Here is a 19,642-nt window from a genome sequence, read left to right on the forward strand (position 1 = left end):
TATTTTGAAATGCCTCTTGTTCGGCATGTGTATCTGACTTAATTGTGACAGAATATGTTTTACTTTTTGCACCTTCTTTATAACAGCCCTCTCTCATTGGACATACTTTGCATTTTTCAATGTCAAAATAATATGTCTGACTTTGACTCATACTCGTTCCTTTTTTACCCGTACGTGCTTTTGATTTGAAATCATCGGGGGCACCACCTGCACATTAGTTCTTTTATTATAAAGGAAAGCGTGACTAAAATAATAGTGTGATACATTGCGTTGTTTGGAGAAGCATCGCTCGCCCGCGGAAAGCGAGCGGAATGCTTCGGAAAACAACAGTAGAGTCACAGTGCCAAATGAAAAAAGCGAGGTATTTAACGATTTACTCGTTAAATACCTCGCGATGTGAGAAGATATAGACTTTTTCAGTGCCCTCCAAATGAGGAGGCTCTGCTTCTTTAATATGGCTATGAATTGTTTTGTATACTTGATAATTAATCGTTATAGACTTTTAAATATTCTTGTACCTTTGCACTGTCTGCCTCAAGCTTTAATCCGGTATTAACAAGTGGTGAAACAGTGGATACAGCAGGTTTTTTATTGCCTTGATAGTAATTAATAAATTCATCCTGATTAATAGAGTAAAGAATTGCTTTACGTAGGTCTACTGAATCTGATACAGCGCGACCAGATGTATTCAATTGTAGATATGATACGGCATTACTATCAGCAGTGTGTAACGTTAGTTTACTATCTGATTTGACAATGTCTAGCTTTGTCTCTGGTACTGACTGGAGAATATGAATTTCACCATTACGCAATGCTGATAAAGCACTATCGATATCAGCGATAAAACGAACATTAATTTTTGCAATCTTCGGTTCATATTCACTACCTACACGGTAAGCAGGATTTTTTACAAATTGTGCTTCATAATCATTTTTCTTCACAAGAATGTAAGGACCACTAGCATAAAGTTGGTTGTTGTATGTTGCTGTGCCTTCCGTTACTGTAGTTTGATCACCATAGGCGATATCCTTATCTGGATCATAGCTTGCTACATCATATGTGTTAATGCTTGTTACTTGTTTTTTAGAAACGATACCACCAGATTGGTGTGCTAAATAATTTAACACTTGTGGGAATGGTGTTGGTGTTGTAATTTTAACAACTTGGTATACGCCAGCTCCATTATTAACAGTTTTTTTATCTTTTGCTAATTGCGTTACGGAAGCAGGGAGGTGTTGAGATAATGCATCGAGCACAGACTGCTCAGAGCCCGCAACTTTTTTCTTTTGTAATTCTGCTAAGTCAGAAACGATTTCGACTGTTTCAATATTTTCGTGAAGACTATATGTGCGATGGTCTGGCACTGATTTGGGATTTTTTGCACGATTTAATGAGAATACAACATCTTCTGCTGAAACTAATTCACCTGTATCAACAGCGGCACCGTCTTTTACAGCAGCGAAGTTAATATCATCACGTAAAATGAAATAATATTCTTGGTTACCTTCAGCAATAGCATGATTGTAAGATAATGATCCATCAGAAACGACGTCGTCTGTATCTGTTAAGTTTACAAGTCGTACATACATATTCGTATTTAATGTATTAATAGAACCATCATTTCCTTTAATAGGATCAAGCGATGTTAACGAACTAATTGTTTGATGTAAAATCAATGGTTCAGTTGCATTTTTAGAAGCGTCATTGAATTCAATGCTTTCCCACACTTGCGCACGGGATTTTGGTAGATGTACTGTTTTTGGATTTACTAATTCAGAGTAAATTCCTTGATATTTATTTGAAATATATAACGGCGCAATATAAGCTTGATCGAATACTAAGCGCTGTTCTAATTCTTTATATTTTGCAGCAGCTTCATCACCTGTCAATGTACTCGCTTCCTCGATGAGTGCATCTAAGCTTGAATCAGATACAATACTATAGTCACCGCCCGTTTTAAATAAACCACGAACAGCATAATCAGGATTTCCTGTTACTGTTGTCCAGCTTGAAAGCGCTAAATCATAATTGCCAGCATCTTTTTGAGCTGAAAATGAACCATAATCAGGTTGAATATTTAGTTTAACGTCAAAGCCATTTTTAACTAGCTGATCACGAACAATATTCATATCTTCCTCAGAAGCGGCCATTCCTAAAACTTCAATTTCTTTTTTACCTTTGCCTTTTGAATCTTTACTACCTTCTACGTCAGTTTTTGTTTGTACGCAGCCTGCTAATGCTAATACTGTAATAAATAAGAAGACAAGTAATTTTTTCATGTAAGAACCTCCATTATTAATTTGATTTTGGATCTAAAGCATCTCGTAACCCATCTCCTAAGAAGTTAAAAGAGAGAACGAGAAGCATAATACAAAGACCTGGGAAAATAGCGACATAGGAATGTGTTTCCAGGTACGTACTACCAACCTTTAGAATATTGCCCCATTCAGGAATATGTGGCTCAATGCCAAGCCCTAAAAAACTTAAACTACTTGTTGAAATCACAGCACCGCCAATGGTTAATGTCGCTTTGACAATCATCGGGGCTAATGAGTTAGGAACAATATGCTTGAAAATGATTGCTGCATCAGATGCTCCTAACGCTCTGGCTGATTCCACGAATTCAAAATTAGAGAGCTGCATGACATTAGCGCGCATAGTACGAGCATATGTTGGAATTGCTCCAACACTTAGTGCGATAATTAAGTTAATGGTATTGGCACCAAATGCTGCGATAATAGCAATTGCTAGTAAAATTCCAGGAATGGCATATAAAATATCAAGACTTCGCATGATTATGTTGTCAGTTGCTCTTCCGTAATAACCTGAAAGTGCTCCAAGCGTACCGCCGATTAATGCAGGTATGATTGTTGAGAAAAGTCCGACAATAAGCGATATTTGTGCACCGAAAACAATACGAGAAAATAAATCACGTCCGTAATTATCGGTGCCTAGTGGATATTCTAACGAAGGTGTTTGTAACAATGCTCCGTAGTTATTTTCAATAGCGAAGTCATAGTCAAATGTCCAAGAACTTGTTACGGACAAAGAAAACATAAATACGATGAAAAATAACCCGAAGACGGCCATCGTATTGCGTGAAATCTTTCCTAAAATATTTTGCCATTTTTCAATTGTAGAAGGATTCGCCTTTCGAGCTTTTTGAATAAGGCTATACCCTAGCAATGTTGCAAATAGGTTGCCAGTCAAAGAGGCAATAAGTAGCAAAATACCAGGTAACAACATCCATTTTGGCGCAGCCTCGGAAGTCACAAATTTTGAACATAGAATTAACATCACGCTATAAAAGAGTGCAAGGAGTAAGAAAAGACCCATTGCTAGTAAAAACGTATCTGTTACGTACGGTTTAAATAAGTTCAGTGCTGAAATACTGATAATAAAAAGCTGAGTGATCAATGCATAAGCTGCAAAAGTATATTCAGCTGTCTTACTTTTTGATATAAGCAAAAAAGCAAAAGTTGTAGAAAAAATATTACCTGAAATGATTGTCAATAACAGTGGATAACCAAGTAATCGAGTGCTTTTTTGTATGCTACTATGGCTTGCTAAATCCTGTTTAATTCGTAAAGTTAGGAAACTAACATAAGCTGTGGTAATTGCATAAATGACGAAAAAGATCAAAACGATTGGTTGCCAGCTTTGACTAGAAAAATTATAGCTATAAGCTAGAAACAATAAAGAAAACAGTAAGGAAAAGACAAATGTAAAATGTGAATTGACATATTCCTGTGTAATCTTCAAAAGTAATTTGACATGTAAGCTGTTTTTCACAGGTGATCCCCCTTTAAGACTTCTTCATTTTCGAGCGAATGCGTGGATCGAAAAAGGCATACAAAATATCGATGAATAAATTAACAATCGAAATTGTAATAGCAATATAGACGACCCCACCAAGGATAGCTGGAATGTCCGGAATAAACTGCTTGTCAACAATATAGCTACCAATCCCACTAATATTGAAAACTTTTTCTGTAACAGATGCCCCACCTAACATCCCACCAAATAGAAGTCCAATCACTGTAATAATAGGAATCATGGCATTGCGAATAGCATGCTTTGAAATCACTTTAAATTCATTCAAGCCTTTAGCTCTCGCTGTAATAATGTAATCCTCATGTATCACCTCGAGCATACTAGATCTTGTCATACGGGCAATGGAAGCCGTAATGGATGTGCCTAAAACAATGACTGGCATTATTAAAGATAGCCAGTTTTGAGGATTATAAGTAGCAGGGAACCATTGTAGCTTTAATGCAAACGTTAAAATAAATAGCAGTCCTTGCCAAAAGCTTGGAATGGATAATCCAATCAAAGCAATAAACATAAATGTATAATCCACATATGAATTCGGACGAACAGCTGATATAATGCCGACCGGAATAGCAATAGCGATAGCCATAAAAAGTGATAGGATAGCTATTTCAAGTGTGACTGGAAATTTGTTGACAATACTATGTGTAATATTTTCTTTCCCTGCAAAGGAAGTACCTAAATCAAATGTGAATAGACCAGATAAAGCATTCCATAACTGAGATAAATATGGCAGATCCAAGCTATGAATATGATTAAAGTTAGTTATTTGCTCAGGCGTTGCCGTAACACCAAGTAAGTTTCTTGCTGGATCGAATGGTGACAAATACAAAATTGTAAAAACTAGTGTCGCGACCCCTACAATAACAATGAAACTTTGTAGTATTCGTTCAAAGACAAATTGCAGAAATGGATTCGCAAACAAGATAAGGACTACATAAAATAACACAGCCGGTATAAAAGTAAGAATCACAAAGTTTTTATTTTTAAGTTGCTGACTAAAAAATTGTAAATAGGATTGGTTTGTTAAACCATCTTTCAATAAATCTTGCTCTATTAACTGCTGAATTTTTTTTTGTGCTAATTTCGAAGCAGTTTCCTGTAATTGTTTTTCTGACAGACATTCATGAAAGAATTTTGCTTTGGCTAATTCTTGTTCAGCAAATTTAACTTGCCATTGTGTAAAGAAATCCTTTTCTTTGTAATACTGACTGCGTTGCACAAAAGCTTGACGGTATTGATGTGAATGTTTTCTTCTCCTATAGGATAAGTATGTAAAAGGGTGTACTAAAATACTTAAAAGAAAGAGTAGCGCATTGTAAAACTTGTGGTGTATGAGCTTTTGATAAACTGAAAAAAAGAATACATACTCCTTAGTTGAAGAATGACTTTTTGAAATATCCATGCATTTCCTCCAGACGTAAGTAAAATAATAGATTGTAAAACACATCAGCACACCATAGTTGCCAACTCATTTTTAGTAAGATTCTACTAAATGAATTGCAGGATGAGAGATTAAATATTATTATATTGTATAATTCCTATTGGTATTGTAAAGTATGGATTATACTCGTAATTAAGTCAATCACAAAAATTACAAAAGGATGGATTGAATGAGTGAAAAGCTTCTAGAAATCAGCAATCTTCGTGTATCTTTTATGACGGGAGAGACAGAATTTGAAGCCGTTAAAGGCGTTAATTTTCATGTAAATAAAGGTGAAACACTCGGAATTGTAGGTGAGTCAGGTAGTGGGAAAAGTGTAACGGCTCGTTCCATTATGCGGCTATTACCATCACCACCTTCTTATCTAAAATCAGGAAATATTTTGTTTAAAGGGCAAGAGATTACTTCATTGAGCGAAAAACAACTGGAGGCAATTCGTGGACAAGATATTAGTATGATTTTTCAAGATCCAATGACATCCACAAATCCAACTATTCGTATTGGTGAACAAGTGGCTGAAAGTTTAATAAAGCATCAGTCGATGTCCAAATCTGAGGCATATAAGCAAACAATAGAATTATTAAAGCTTGTAGGCATTCGAAATGCAGAAGAACGCTATAAACAATATCCGCATGAGTTTTCTGGAGGCATGCGCCAACGTGTTATGATTGCCATGGCACTGGCTTGCCGTCCGTCTTTACTAATCGCAGATGAACCGACTACAGCCCTTGATGTAACTATTCAAGCGCAAATTTTAAAATTAATGCGAGATATGCAAAAAAAGATGGGTACCTCCATCATATTAATTACACATGATTTAGGTGTTGTTGCTGGTATGTGCGATCGTATTATTGTTATGAAGGAAGGAGAGGTTGTTGAGCAAGGTACAACAGAGGCGATCTTTGAAAATGCTCAACATCCATATACTAAAAAACTATTGAATGCTTTACCAAAGCTCCATGAGAAGAAGCAGCCTAAAGCAATTGCAAATGTACAGCTTGGGATAGATAAAAATAAACCATTAATCGAAGTGACGCATCTTTCAAAGGAATTCGCATTAGGTCATGGGAAAAGGGTAAAGGCTGTCAATGATTTATCGTTCCATATATACCCAGGAGAAACATTAGGTTTAGTAGGCGAATCAGGCTCAGGAAAATCAACGACAGGCAGAACTATTTTACAGCTCCATCAGCCTACTAATGGAGAAGTCTTATATCAAGGTGTACCAATTACAAGACTAACGAAAAAACAGCTTAAAGCAATGCGTCGACATATGCAAATTATTTTCCAAGATCCATATTCCTCGTTAAATCCAAGAAAAAAAATAGTAGATATTATTGGGGAAGCTCTAGATATTCATAAACTAGTTAAAACGAATGAAGAACGTCAACAGCGTGTCGAGGAATTACTTGAACTTGTAGGCTTAAACAAAGAACATGCAATGCGTTATCCACATGAATTTTCAGGTGGACAACGACAACGTATTGGCATCGCAAGAGCTTTAGCAGTGGAGCCAAATTTTATTGTTTGTGATGAGCCACTTTCTGCACTTGATGTTTCTATTCAAAAGCAGATTGTAGACTTGTTAAAGGATTTACAGCAGCGTCTTGGATTGACTTACTTATTTATTGCGCATGATTTGTCTATGGTTAAACATATTAGCGATCGTGTAGCAGTTATGTATGGTGGGAAAATTGTAGAGCTTGCAGAAAGTGAGGAGCTGTACGCTAATCCTCTGCATCCATATACACAAGCTTTATTACACTCAATACCAATTCCAGATCCAGCGATAGAAAAGCAAAAATATATGGATACCGAAAATAAGGATATACAAACACACTATGAGATAGAAAATAGTCAGCTTGTTGAAGTATCTCCAAATCATTGGGTTGCTATTGCAACTACATAACTTGAATGTAGTAGCCTGTTATTTTACAATAGAAACATCGTGAAAACTTTAAGGAGTAAAGGATTCTTTTAGAAGCTTTCTTTGGGATGAATAGTTTGAGGACCTACTACATGAAAATGCAAGATATAAAAACGTTAATTACGAGTGGTACAAACATTCTTGCTTTTGATAGATACCAGCCCAAGATAAGTTATGCAATCCCGAATAGAACAAGTTGAACAAAAAACACATGTACACATTATAATTTAGTTAAATAGGGATTTTAGCCATATCTTGTTTAATTATATTTGTACGAAAGTGTACATATTAACTGATGTAGAACCAAGCGTGATTGTAAATATAGCTTAATTATATAGTTATTATGATCTTCGGTTATTGCAACTGAAGATTTTTTTATGAGTAGGGCATACTCTAATCACTATTGAAAAATTCTTCAGCAAATTTTATTTTGATAGTAGTGGACTATAATAGATTTAAATAAAGGATTAATAACTGTTAGAAAAGAGGTATAAAGATGAGTGACAAAGATATTAAGACGTTAATCACTAGCGGAACAATTATTTTGGCTGTTGTATTGTATTTAATTTTCAAATGAATTTTCTGGTCTTCAGTTTATAATTAACTGGGGATTTTTGATTTTATGAATAGGTAGGATGGGAAGGCAATGTTGAAACTTGTAAATAGCTGGAAGAAATCGGTGACAGAGGTATAAGGTTAGTTTATTACGGAAGTATTGTCTAACTTGAATTCTTAAAAAGGGGGTATAGGAAAATAAATAATATATTTTATCTTTAAGAAAGTAGGATATTGATTTGAAAAAATTCTTTTTAGCTTTGTTCTTTTCTACATTGCTTTTAAGTGCATGTACGGAAGAAACTAACACAGATATTATCAAAACTGAAGATATACAAGGAATTGTAGCTTCAACGAAGGAAACTGCTGAAAAGCATGATGTGAGTAAATTTGAAGAATACGAACTACAGGAAATAATCGATGGCGACACAATAAGAATAAAATATAAGGGTAGCTCAGAAAAAGTACGTTTTCTTCTTGTGGATACCCCTGAAACGAATCACGAAACGTTAGGGGAGCAACCTTATGGGCCAGAAGCTAAAGAATTTGTAAAGCAGCTACTAGCTGGTCAAGATAAGGTTTATTTAGAATTTGACGTTTCATATCGTGATAAATATAAAAGGTTACTAGCATATATTTATACTAAAGATGGTATTAGTGTCCAAGAGCAACTATTGAAAAATGGATTAGCTCGCGTGGCATATATTTATAATCCAAATACGAAGCATGTAGATTGGTTTAAATCTATTCAAAAAACTGCACAAAAGGCTGCTATTGGTATTTGGTCAGTTGAAGACTATGTAACGAATCGTGGATACGATAAAGATGTATATTATGCTGCAAGAAAAGAAGGAAAGCAGTCTAACATAAATGAGGAAAAATCGAATACTAATAACAACAAGGAAAGTTGTAAAATCAAAGGAAATATTAACTCCAAAGGCAACAAAATTTTTCATATGCCAGGGCAACGTGACTATGAGAATACAGTAGCAGAGGAGATGTTCTGTACGAAAGAAGAAGCAGAAGCTGCAGGGTTTATTCCTGCGAAGCAATAAATTAGTTTAATTATTTATAGTTATTTTTCAAAAATTAATTATAGAAAGTTTGTCACAAAAAAGTAGTTGTATAATTGTATATTTAAAAATAAAAAGCCTACACCTTTTTTTAAAGTGTAGACTTTTTATTTAGTTTTATACTCAATTACTCACAATTACTTTTTCCAGGGAATAATTTGTCCATCTCTTTTCCACAATTCATATTAATTATTGATAGTGTTGTTATAACTCCCCAGATATTAGATTTAACACCTAATTTAATTATTTTTTCTGCCGCTAATTTAAACTCCTTATCTGCTATTAGGTTCGCAATAGTACTAATAGCAGTTGTGAAACCATAATTATCTTTTAGACCTTTTTCAATACATTTATTTTGTGCTGCTGTATACTCCGCTTTTGGTCTCATCAAATGCCATCCACAAGCAACAGCTCTAGTTCCAATTTCCGGTTTTTCAGAGATGGCGATTTGATTTATCTTAACAAATAAACCCTCGTCCTCTAAAAATTGAATATACTCTTCATAATTATCATATTTTTTTAAGCTGTTTTCAAAAACAGCTCTGTCATAACCTAGGAAATAACCCTTTTCATTAGTAACTACACCTTTGTCAAAAATTAACTCTAAAGAATCTTCTATTAAAGCAAGTTCTTCAAGGTACTCATCATTTTCTTTTGCATTAGTGCTTTCAGTTAGTACTCCAAAGATAGGAAACAGAGCTAATACTAATACCATAAAAATTTTTAAAAACTGACTTCCAACTATTTTATTTTCCATATTATCCCTCCTTATGAATATAATACCGTTTATTTTTTTCCTTTCAAGGAATAATTTATTAAGAAGAAAAATCCAGATAAAAATAATGCAACAATAATTTTTATTAATAGACTTAAATTCGTTTGGATATTAAGAATAAGTAACAACATTAGAAAGAAAAAAATGGATGCCCAAAATACTCTATCTTTGATTATTTTGTTTATACTATTCATTTAAAATCACCTCAACATTAGTATAAAACCCATTATAACCCAATATATACCATAAATGTAATCTACATATTAATTTTGTAAAATTTTAAATAATTTCTGTTTCTTCTTGTATCAAAAAAGCCACAACTGGTTAGATGTGACCTCTCATTGCTTGTTTCCGACATACAGGCACACGCAATCTGTTTATTACTGTAAGACGTTTATTTTGCGTATTTCCGTACGCTTTTTGATATTACTATCATATTACGGATTTTCAATAGATTCAGTCCCTAGATAGTAAGGTACTATTTTAATACATTACTTAGATGATACTTTTTCAGCGTACTGCATCATACGCATAATGTTAGCGTGTTTCATTTTTATATAATTAGTATGATACAGTCACTCATTGTTCGTCTTGTCGAGTGGATTCCAACGATTAAGGATTTAATCAAACGTTTAGTCAATGATCCTTTATTTCGATTCGATTGCGGTTTTCTCGTTTCAGACGTGGTTCCGTCTGAAGCGTCCTATTCGCGTATGATCGACGTCATTAGTCAATCAGATGTACTCAATCACATGCAAGATACATTGATTCAAACGGCCTTTATAGAAGGATTCATTTGTGATGAGCATCTCGCTATAGATGCCACACATTTCGAATCACGCGATGCAGCGAAACCTTCGGAGAAAAAAGAACCTACACCACCCCAAAAACGTGGACGAAAATCAAAAGAAGAACGTGAGGATTGGCTTGCGAAACAAGCAGAAATCGAAGCCAATCAGTCGACTTATGAAAAAGAAATCAAGCATCAACTCGATACACCACTAGAACACTGTGGCAAGATGCGCCCATCGAACCGAATTGGGGTATCAAAAAACAGTGACGGCAAAAATACGTTTAGGTTTGGCTTTAAAGGGCATCTTGTAGTGACAATCAAGAGTCAATATATCGCCTCTCGCCTCAGGATATCTGTCGGATAGTAAAGCGACGATTCCTCTTTTAAAGAAAGTAGAAAACCTATTTCCAGGGCATTTTACGACCACCTATTTTGGATCCCGGGTATGATTTTGAACCCATTTACCGTCAATTACAAGAGTATCAAATGCGTGCAGTAATTCCCTATAAATCCGAGCGACGGAAGGAAGAGGCGAAGTGACGGAAAGAAGAGCCAGGGCGACGGAAAGTAGAGGCGAAGTGACGGAAAGAAATCCGAGCGATGGTAGGAAGAGTCGAAGCGACGGAAAGAAGAGCCAGAGCGATGGAATATCCGCAACGAAGGTAAGTATCTTGGATTTGATTAGTATTTCAGACCGACATGTGTACGTAAACACAGCTACTGTTACGACAGCTTCGATGAAAAGTACCGAACACTAAAATTCACAAGGCTAAAGGAATGTGCAACCTGTCCGTTACGTGATGATTCACTCTGTCAGAAGGTTTTCAAAATCAAGTGTAACAATGATTTACGGAAATTTACGTATCCAGCACGTGGCTCTGAACTATGGAAACAACTTTATAAGGAAAGTACCGCCGTAGAACGTGTGAATGCCTATTTAAAACAATATTTTCAGTTAAACAATGTCCGTCATAGAACAGGAAGAAAGGCCAAACTTCATTTCAACCTGGTGACGTTTATTTATAATGCCTGCAAATTAGCAGTGGATCGGCTAAATGCTTTATTACAATCAGAAACTCAAGCAGCATAATTTTAAAAAACGTAAGTTTTCTTAATAGGAGCAGTCTAAGCTCTTGAAAAATATGATTTATGAAATTGATTCATTTACGATTCGTTTCATAGTCTTCAACTGACCAAATACCAATAGCAGCCTTTTGCGCAGTTTTTTGCGATATTCCAGTTACTTTTTTATACTATCTACAAGGTAAAATTCACCAACCGAACATATTGAAAGTCTTGTCAACAGTTTCATCGATATTTTGGTTACATAACTGAAGTATTCTTCTGTTTAACTTTGAAGTTAAGTATTTTATACGTATTTATTGTTAATTTTACCAAATCTGTCCTGATAAGTTGTTATAATAGCTTTATTAGATTAATAAATCCGATATTTTTTTTGATAAATTATTTTATGAAATGAAGTAGAGGTGAATAGTAGTGAAGCAGGTGTTAGTCATTAAGAATGAACGGTCTTTAGCAAAGAAAATCGTAAGCGGCCTAAATCAAGAAGGCTATTTCATTTTAACACTTCACAATGAAAACAAAGGTTTAAATATAGTATATGAGCAAGATTGGGATATTATCATATTGGATTGGGATTCGTTAAGTGTACCTGGACCGGAAATTTGCAGACAAATACGGGTTGTTAAAACGACACCGATAATCATTGTGACTGGCAATGTGTCCAGCGAGGATTGCATAGCAGGATTACAAGCAGGAGCAGATGATTATATAAGAAAACCATTTGTGAAAGAAGAGTTAGTAGCGAGGATAAAAGTTATATTAAGAAGAGGGGACTGTATCCAGTCAAACGACACTGATTTCTTTCGGTTTAAAGATCTCCTCGTTGATTCATCCCGTAATATCGTGACAAAGGGTGGCGAAAATCTCCCGCTTACTAAACGCGAGTATGATTTACTTGTATTTTTAATCAAGAATAAAAATACAATATTAAGTCGTGAAATGCTTTTGAATCAGGTTTGGGGACATGACGTAGCAGTCAATCCAAATGTAGTGGATTTATATATTGGGTATTTAAGAAAAAAGATAAAGTGCGAGAAGAAAGACCGATATATTCATACAATTCATGGCCGGGGCTATTCAATCAACGAATAGTAAAAAGAAGATAATAGGTAAAGTACCGTTTGTCACAGCAATCAATATGACAAATAATTGAAAAAAAAACGAGTAAAACAGTTTCATCTAGTTTTACTCGTTTTTTTTGTGCTATAAAATCGATAATTCAACAGTTACTGGAGGATATTAAAGAGACGGAAACCATCAAAAGAATACTTCAGGTATTGCTTTTTGTATCCAATACTTAATGTGAAAAATTAACTTTATTTATTATCTTCCTTTTTTCACAAGATTTTCACAGAATTAAAGACTATACTGTTTCACAGAACGGTTAAATGAAAATGATTATCAATAGCAATTGAGAATTGGCTAGCAATTACTAGCCAATTCAATCTAGAGACTTCATCATTTTCAAAATAAATTACATCAAAAGGAGTATATGTATGAAGAAATCAATGTTTTTAAAACTTGTTGGTATTATGGCAGTTTTGACTTTGATGTTAGTAGCTTGTTCAGATTCAAGCAATAAATCTAATCAAGGGTCAAAGTCTAATGAAGATAATGGAAGTAAAGAAGTTGCTAAACCTGCAACAGTTGACATCACTGATGCCCACGGAACTGTTACTGTTCCTGTAAACCCAAAGAATGTAGTTGCTTTGGATAATAGAACTTTTGAAACTTTAGCTGATTGGAAAATTGAACTAGCAGCTGTTCCAAAGGATGTAATGCCTGCAGATTCACCATATGTAACTGATGAATCAGTTCAAAATATTGGAAATCACCGTGAACCAAATCTTGAAATTATAGCGGCTGCAAACCCTGAACTAGTAATCGTCGGTCAAAGATTTGCAGACTATTACGAAGAGATCAAAAAATTAGTGCCAAATGCAGTTGTTATTGATCTTAATGTAGATGTTTCTGAGGAAGCTGCTACACCTGGGGAAAACTTAGTAAATGGACTTAAAAATTCTACAATTGCTTTAGGGCAAATTTTCGATAAAAATGAAGAAGCTAAACAAGTGGTAGCTGATTTTGATAAAGTTATCGAAAATGCTAAATCTGCATATAATGGAAAAGATAAAGTGATGAGTGTTATCGTTGGTGGTGGGGATATTGGTTTTTCAGCTCCTCATTCTGGACGTGTATGGGGACCAATGTATGAAATTTTCGGTTGGGCACCAGCATTAGAAGTTGCCGATTCTACTTCCGATCATAAAGGTGATGAAGTTTCTGTTGAAGCTATTGCACAAAGTAATCCGGATTGGCTTTTCGTATTAGATCGTGATGCTGCAATATCTGGTGAAAAAGATGCAGTTCCTGCTCAGGATGTTATTGCTAACGCACCTGCTCTTCAAAAAACAACTGCTGTTTCTAAAAAACATATTATTTATGCACCTGCAGATACTTACACAAATGAATCAATTCAGACTTATATAGAGTTGTTTGAAAACCTTGCAAATACTTTAGCTAAGTAGTGTAAAGGAGTATAAAAAGTGCTGAAAAATGTAACTTCTAGGGTTGAGATAAATTCTCAACCCCAGTTTTATAACTACAATAAAATATGGACAAGACCTTTTATATTAGCGATGATAGTTGTTATTATTTTAGGCATTATATCACTGTTTACTGGCGTTTATGATATACGTGGACAAGAGGATGGAATGGAGATGTTTTTCATAACTCGTGTTCCGAGAACAGTTGCATTAATGCTTACTGGAGCTGCAATGGCAATGGCAGGACTCGTAATGCAACTGATCACGCAGAATCGTTTTGTTGAACCTACTACTACAGGGACTATTGAATGGTCAGGTTTAGGGCTGCTTTTTGTTTATTTATTATTTCCTGCCCCGACTTTAGTTTTAAGAATGACGGGTGCAATCATTTTTTCTTTTATAGGAACTATGATTTTCTTTTTATTTTTAAGAAGAGTAAAACTTCGTTCGTCGTTAATTGTCCCAATTATTGGATTGATGCTTGGAGCAGTCATTTCTGCAGTGTCCACTTTTTTGGGACTCTTTTTTCAAATGACACAAAGTATTGAAACTTGGTTTGTAGGTTCTTTTGCGCCTGTTCAGGTGGGAAGATATGAATATTTATGGCTAATTGTTATCGTTACTTTGTTTATTTTTCTTTATGCGAATAGATTGACTTTAGCTGGACTAGGAGAAGATGTCGCAACAAGCCTTGGCGTTAATTACAATCGGATTGTTCTTGTTGGGACTGCCCTTATTTCTCTTGCAGTTGGAATAGTTGCAGCTGTTATTGGAAACTTACCTTTCTTGGGCTTAATTGTCCCAAACATTGTTTCAATGTATAGAGGCGATGATCTTAGGAGTAATTTACCTTGGGTATGTTTGATAGGAATGGGGACTGTAACTGCCTGTGACATAATTTCTCGAACAATTATAATGCCTTTTGAAGTACCTGTTTCTTTAATACTTGGAACAGTGGGGTCAGTCGTGTTTATTACCATTTTATTGAGACAAAGAAAACCAAGGAGGCACCGATGAACACATTGGAAATCGATTCTAGCCTTCATAATAAAAATAGATCAGCTAGAGCTTTTCGTTCTAAGAAGGAAGAAAGACGTTATTGGATTTTGCTAATAACATTGATTGCTTTGGGGGTCCTTTCTTCATATGGACTTTTAGTTTATAACAATCCAGTTCCAGTCGATTCACCTTCTTTTATCCCAGTTGTTATGAGAAGGATAGTAGCTCTTATTGCAATGATCATTGCTGCAGTTTGTCAGAGCTTGTCGACGGTTGCTTTCCAAACGATTACGAATAATAGGATTATTACTCCTTCGCTTTTAGGTTTCGAAGCACTTTACTCAACAATTCATACAAGTACAATATTTTTCTTTGGTGCTAGTGCATTGATAAATTTTAGTGGGATTGGATCATTTTTATTTCAAGTTGTTGTGATGGTCTTGATGAGTTTGATTCTTTATGGATGGCTACTTTCTGGTAAATACGGGAATTTACAACTTATGCTTTTAGTTGGAATTATTATTGGCACTGGGCTAAATTCTGTGTCAACGTTCATGAGAAGATTACTTGCGCCTTCTGAATTTGATATTTTACAGGCAAGATTGTTTGGCTCTGTTAATAATGCGGATTCAGCCTATTTTCCGATTGTAATTCCAATGGTAATAATTGTAGCATTATTACTTCTTGCTTATGCTAAGAATCTAAATATATTGTCACTAGGAAAGGATGTTGCTACTTCGTTTGGAGTTAAATATCAATCTAGTGTAATTTATACGCTTGTATTAGTTGCTATTTTGATGTCCATTTCAACAGCTTTGATTGGACCGCTTACTTTCTATGGCTTTTTAGTAGCAACTTTGAGCTATCAGGCTGCTTCAACTTATGATCATAGATATATTTTTCCAATGGCTCTTGCTATAGGATTTTTGATATTAACGAGTGCATACTTTTTGATGTATCATGTATTCCATGCACAAGGTGTAGTTTCAGTTATTATCGAATTATTTGGTGGAATAATATTTTTAACTGTAGTTTTAAGGAAGAGGGCTTTATGATAAAAATTGATAATGTTAAAAAGTTCTATACTGATAAGGTAAAAATAGGACCTTTGGATATCGAAATACCAAAAGCGGGTTTTACTTCTTTAATTGGACCAAATGGTGCTGGAAAGTCTACGACACTGTTGATGATTGGAAGACTTTTGGATATGGAGGAAGGTCAAATTCAGGTGGCAAATATGGATATTTCCGGATCCAAATCAAAAGATTTAGCAAAAATTTTGACTATATTGCGGCAAGAAAATCATTTCGTAACGAGGCTTACTATTAGACAACTAGTTGGATTTGGACGTTTTCCTTATTCAAAGGGAAGATTAACTATAGAGGATGAGGTTATTATTTCTAAATATATCGATTTTTTAGACTTAACTGATTTAGAGAATAGATATTTAGATGAGCTTTCTGGTGGTCAAAGACAAAGGGCATATGTAGCGATGGTTTTGTGCCAAGAGACTGAATATGTACTTTTGGACGAGCCTCTAAATAACCTTGATGTTGCTCGTTCTGTTCAAATGATGGAGCATTTGAGACGTGCGGCTAATGAATTCGGAAGAACAATTTTGACTGTTATGCATGATATAAATTTTGCAGCCAAATATTCTGATAGAATATGTGCTATGAAAGATGGACAAATTGCCGCTTTTGGAACAGTAGAAGAGGTTATGGATTCGAAAATTTTGACAGATATTTTCGAAACAAAAATAGAAATTATCGAAGGTCCTTATGGGCCACTCGCTGTTTATTAGTTACGAAATTTTAATAAGAAGCATCTCAAAAAATGAGTATGCTAAAAAACAAATAGAAAATTAAATTATTTGCTGTAGCTTGCACAGATCATAGCAGCTACTCTAGTTGAAAGTTGCTGCCTGTATTTTACAGACAGCAACTTTTTCAAATGCCATTCTCTCGATAATGAATGGAAGTATGTCATAACGATGATCTTAATATACGCTGACGCTTTCAAGGAGTAATTTTAAAAAGGATTATAAAACTAAAATAACCTAATATTGACAATTGCTCGACCGTATAGTATCATTTTCATTCTTATTCGTTGCAAGAAAGGTGGATTGCCTGTGTTAATTGAAAGTGTAATAGACCACATATCAAGCCTTAAAGGGTATTCATCTATAAAAAAATCGAGAAAGGATACTCACCAGATAAAAAATACATAGTTACCGTTGGCCAAAATCAATACTTTATACGATTATCTGACATACAATATCACAAAAAACGAACTATCGAACTTTCATTGCTTCAAGCATTAGAAAAACACGGTGTACAAACACATAAAGCTATAGAATATACTTTATTGAGGATACCCTGCTGATGAATTCATTTCGAATCTTTCTGATGTGGAGCAATTTAATATAGGTCTTGCTGCCGGGAAAGAATTAAGAAAAATTCATCAACTACAGGCCCATGCGCCGCAAACGATACTCTGGGAAGAAGCCCAAAGAAAGAAATTCAGCTTTTATTTAAATAAATATAAAAAAGGTAGCTATCAACTGCCAAAAGAGCATAAAATACTAAACTTTATTGAAAACAATTTCCATATTCTTGAAGATCGACCTATAACCTTACTCCATGATGATTTTCATCTGGGCCATATCATCGTTTTAAATAACACATTTAATGGCGTAATTGATTTTAATGGCTATGATTTTGGTGACCCCTATCATGATTTTTATAATCTTTCTTTATTTAGCAGAAGACATAGTATCCCATTTTGTATTGGACAAATAAATGGTTATTTTACAGAATCTCCAGACGATACATTTTGGCGAATATATGCCCTTTATGCAGCGATGAATATCATCTCTACAATTGTGTGGACGAAAAGATATGATGAACAATCTTTTGATGATGCATTGCAAAGAATCCATCTCATTTTAGCAGATCATGATTATTTTAATTTGGATCAACCATTATGGTATAAGTCCATACCTATTGATAATGTTACTAGTTTATAAACGGTGATGTTTGCTATTGTGTATTATTATTTATTAAATTTAGTTCAGTTTTACTGAAGAAGGTTTTCGGATAGCTTTATAGAATTAAATTTTGGGGATGTAAAAGGGGGGAACGAAATGAGGGGGCCAATTGTTAATCTTAGTGATTATAATCTTAATTGGGAAAAAGAATTTGAATATGAGAAAAAAACAATTGTTGATGTTATAGGTGATAAAGTTGTGGGAATTGAACATATTGGAAGCACTTCTATAAAGGGATTGGAAGCGAAACCAATAATTGATATTATTTTGGGCGTGCAAGATTTAGATGAAGTATCCAACTTTGTTATTCCTCTTAGTGAAATTGAATATGAATATGTTCATAAACCTGAGTTTAAAGATAGAAGATTTTTTAGGAAGGGATTATGGGGACAGGGTACTTGTCATCTGCATATCTGTGAAATTAACAGCAGCGAGTGGATTGAAAAATTATTGTTTCGAGATTATCTTAGGTTACACCCCCATGTAGCTAAAGAGTATGCTTCATTAAAAAAAGAACTTGCTTCAAAATATAAGTACGATAGATCAATATATACAAAGAAGAAAGAACCGTTTATCAAAACTATTATAGAAATAGCTATGAAGGAACAGAAGAAAGGTTCCTGACAAACTTCTCAATATACGGGTCTATAACTGTGATACATAGAAATGTGTACGTCACCAAATTGTGAGGTTAGATGTGGGTGAGTAAGACTAGCTAATATGATATCAGAAGTGTTGATATGAGCGATAGAAAGCGAATAAAAGGAGATTGAAAAAACGATCTTTTAAAAAGTTAAATTTTGATGGGGAGGAAATTTGATGGATTACGTTTATCATATGATACCTAAAAAAATGACGGGTGAGGCTCTTATTTCCCTTAACGAGATAAAATTGATAGATCCCGAACTATATAAAACTTACTCAAAAAAGTATTCTGACCATCCAGAAAGATCAAGCTTATTCTTGAAAAGAATCCCTAAATTAAATTGTTTATGGAATGATGTGATTTTTTTATTACCACTTCACCCTTACTATGTTTACGAAGCATTACATTCTCTTGGAGTAAGTATAAAAAAAGATTTGATGTTTTATGAAATACCAACGGAAAGATTGATGAAAAATAAAAATGCTGTGTATTTCTATAATAAAGAGAATTATAGAGGTCCTGCTTCGGATATACCTGATGAAGAAATTCAAGTCATTGATATCATTTCATATCCAGAATGTTCAGCTTTACCATCAGACGCTTTAGCCTACTTCACAGAACAACATAAAAAGGGAGTAAACTTTGGGATGTTTGCACATATTCCTCATATTTTAAGTTTAGGAAACATTAATATTAAAGGTGTAAATATGATTAATTGGATTTCGGAGAAGATACTTGGGGTTATTTTAAACTTCGATATAAACGAATGGAAATGATATGGGATTCTTTTCATAACGAATGATAAGTACAATCAGCTTCTTCAACTAACAGAGTGCTTTATTTCAATAAGGAGTAGAGTCTTTTTACTTAAAAACTAATGACGAAGTTTAGTCGAATAAGAAGCATATATGGTGATATTTA

At 34.4% G+C, this 19,642-nt stretch carries 15 protein-coding genes and 1 pseudogene; 12 read left to right on the top strand and 4 right to left on the bottom strand.

Going from position 1 to position 19,642, the window contains the following annotated elements:
- Nucleotides 1-485 precede the first annotated feature (485 nt).
- The 3 genes from PVA17_RS02955 to PVA17_RS02965 are packed head-to-tail and all read right to left on the bottom strand — an operon-like array spanning nt 486 to nt 5,236.
- Nucleotides 486-2,279, bottom strand: coding sequence for an ABC transporter substrate-binding protein (locus PVA17_RS02955; RefSeq protein ID WP_274066836.1), 1,794 nt, complete (start codon nt 2,277-2,279; stop codon nt 486-488).
- 16 nt (nt 2,280-2,295) lie between these two features.
- Nucleotides 2,296-3,792: an ABC transporter permease gene (locus PVA17_RS02960; RefSeq protein WP_274066837.1), complete on the bottom strand. Its 1,497-nt coding sequence runs from the start codon at nt 3,790-3,792 to the stop codon at nt 2,296-2,298.
- Between the two features lie 13 nt (nt 3,793-3,805).
- Nucleotides 3,806-5,236, bottom strand: coding sequence for an ABC transporter permease (locus tag PVA17_RS02965; protein ID WP_274066838.1), 1,431 nt, complete (start codon nt 5,234-5,236; stop codon nt 3,806-3,808).
- A 208-nt stretch (nt 5,237-5,444) separates the two neighbouring features.
- On the opposite strand from PVA17_RS02965, the gene PVA17_RS02970 reads away from it, so the two are divergent.
- The gene (locus PVA17_RS02970) at nt 5,445-7,184 is read left to right on the top strand and encodes an ABC transporter ATP-binding protein (RefSeq protein WP_274066839.1); all 1,740 of its coding nucleotides are present in this window, start codon (nt 5,445-5,447) and stop codon (nt 7,182-7,184) included.
- 812 nt (nt 7,185-7,996) lie between these two features.
- Complete coding sequence (locus PVA17_RS02975; RefSeq protein ID WP_274066840.1) at nt 7,997-8,812, top strand: thermonuclease family protein; 816 nt, start codon at nt 7,997-7,999, stop codon at nt 8,810-8,812.
- Nucleotides 8,813-8,957: 145 nt separating this feature from the next.
- On the opposite strand, the gene PVA17_RS02980 is transcribed toward PVA17_RS02975, so the two are convergent.
- A complete protein-coding gene (locus PVA17_RS02980) occupies nt 8,958-9,587 on the bottom strand; it encodes a hypothetical protein (RefSeq protein WP_274066841.1) in 630 nt (209 codons plus the stop codon).
- Nucleotides 9,588-10,318: 731 nt separating this feature from the next.
- Between PVA17_RS02980 and PVA17_RS02985 the strand changes: the two genes are divergently transcribed.
- The 10 genes and pseudogenes from PVA17_RS02985 to PVA17_RS03030 all read left to right on the top strand — a co-directional run bounded on the left by PVA17_RS02985 (nt 10,319) and on the right by PVA17_RS03030 (nt 19,497).
- A complete protein-coding gene (locus PVA17_RS02985) occupies nt 10,319-10,762 on the top strand; it encodes a hypothetical protein (RefSeq protein WP_274066842.1) in 444 nt (147 codons plus the stop codon).
- 282 nt (nt 10,763-11,044) lie between these two features.
- Nucleotides 11,045-11,488 (top strand): annotated as a pseudogene (locus PVA17_RS02990) (transposase); the annotation flags it as partial.
- Between the two features lie 407 nt (nt 11,489-11,895).
- Nucleotides 11,896-12,573 (top strand): response regulator transcription factor, encoded by a 678-nt coding sequence (locus PVA17_RS02995; RefSeq protein WP_132363883.1) that lies wholly within the window; start codon nt 11,896-11,898, stop codon nt 12,571-12,573.
- Between the two features lie 404 nt (nt 12,574-12,977).
- On the top strand, nt 12,978-14,009 hold the full coding sequence (locus PVA17_RS03000) for a siderophore ABC transporter substrate-binding protein (protein ID WP_132363881.1): 1,032 nt from the start codon (nt 12,978-12,980) through the stop codon (nt 14,007-14,009).
- A gap of 18 nt (nt 14,010-14,027) precedes the next feature.
- A complete protein-coding gene (locus PVA17_RS03005) occupies nt 14,028-15,044 on the top strand; it encodes an ABC transporter permease (RefSeq protein WP_132363879.1) in 1,017 nt (338 codons plus the stop codon).
- Nucleotides 15,041-16,081 carry an iron chelate uptake ABC transporter family permease subunit gene (locus tag PVA17_RS03010; RefSeq protein WP_132363877.1) on the top strand — a complete coding sequence of 347 codons (1,041 nt, stop codon included), beginning with the start codon at nt 15,041-15,043 and terminating at the stop codon, nt 16,079-16,081. Before PVA17_RS03005 ends, PVA17_RS03010 begins: the two co-directional genes overlap by 4 nt.
- Entirely contained in the window at nt 16,078-16,830 is a 753-nt protein-coding gene (locus tag PVA17_RS03015) for an iron ABC transporter ATP-binding protein (RefSeq protein WP_132363875.1), read from the top strand. Before PVA17_RS03010 ends, PVA17_RS03015 begins: the two co-directional genes overlap by 4 nt.
- A 606-nt stretch (nt 16,831-17,436) precedes the next feature.
- Nucleotides 17,437-18,054, top strand: a complete 618-nt coding sequence (locus PVA17_RS03020; protein ID WP_274066843.1) for an aminoglycoside phosphotransferase family protein — start codon at nt 17,437-17,439, stop codon at nt 18,052-18,054.
- Between the two features lie 117 nt (nt 18,055-18,171).
- Nucleotides 18,172-18,699, top strand: coding sequence for a GrpB family protein (locus PVA17_RS03025; RefSeq protein WP_132363873.1), 528 nt, complete (start codon nt 18,172-18,174; stop codon nt 18,697-18,699).
- A gap of 195 nt (nt 18,700-18,894) precedes the next feature.
- Nucleotides 18,895-19,497 carry a group-specific protein gene (locus PVA17_RS03030; protein WP_274066844.1) on the top strand — a complete coding sequence of 201 codons (603 nt, stop codon included), beginning with the start codon at nt 18,895-18,897 and terminating at the stop codon, nt 19,495-19,497.
- The last annotated feature ends 145 nt before the right edge of the window (nt 19,498-19,642 follow it).

It is taken from the genome of Lysinibacillus sp. CNPSo 3705 (assembly GCF_028674935.1).
GTDB lineage: Bacteria > Bacillota > Bacilli > Bacillales_A > Planococcaceae > Lysinibacillus.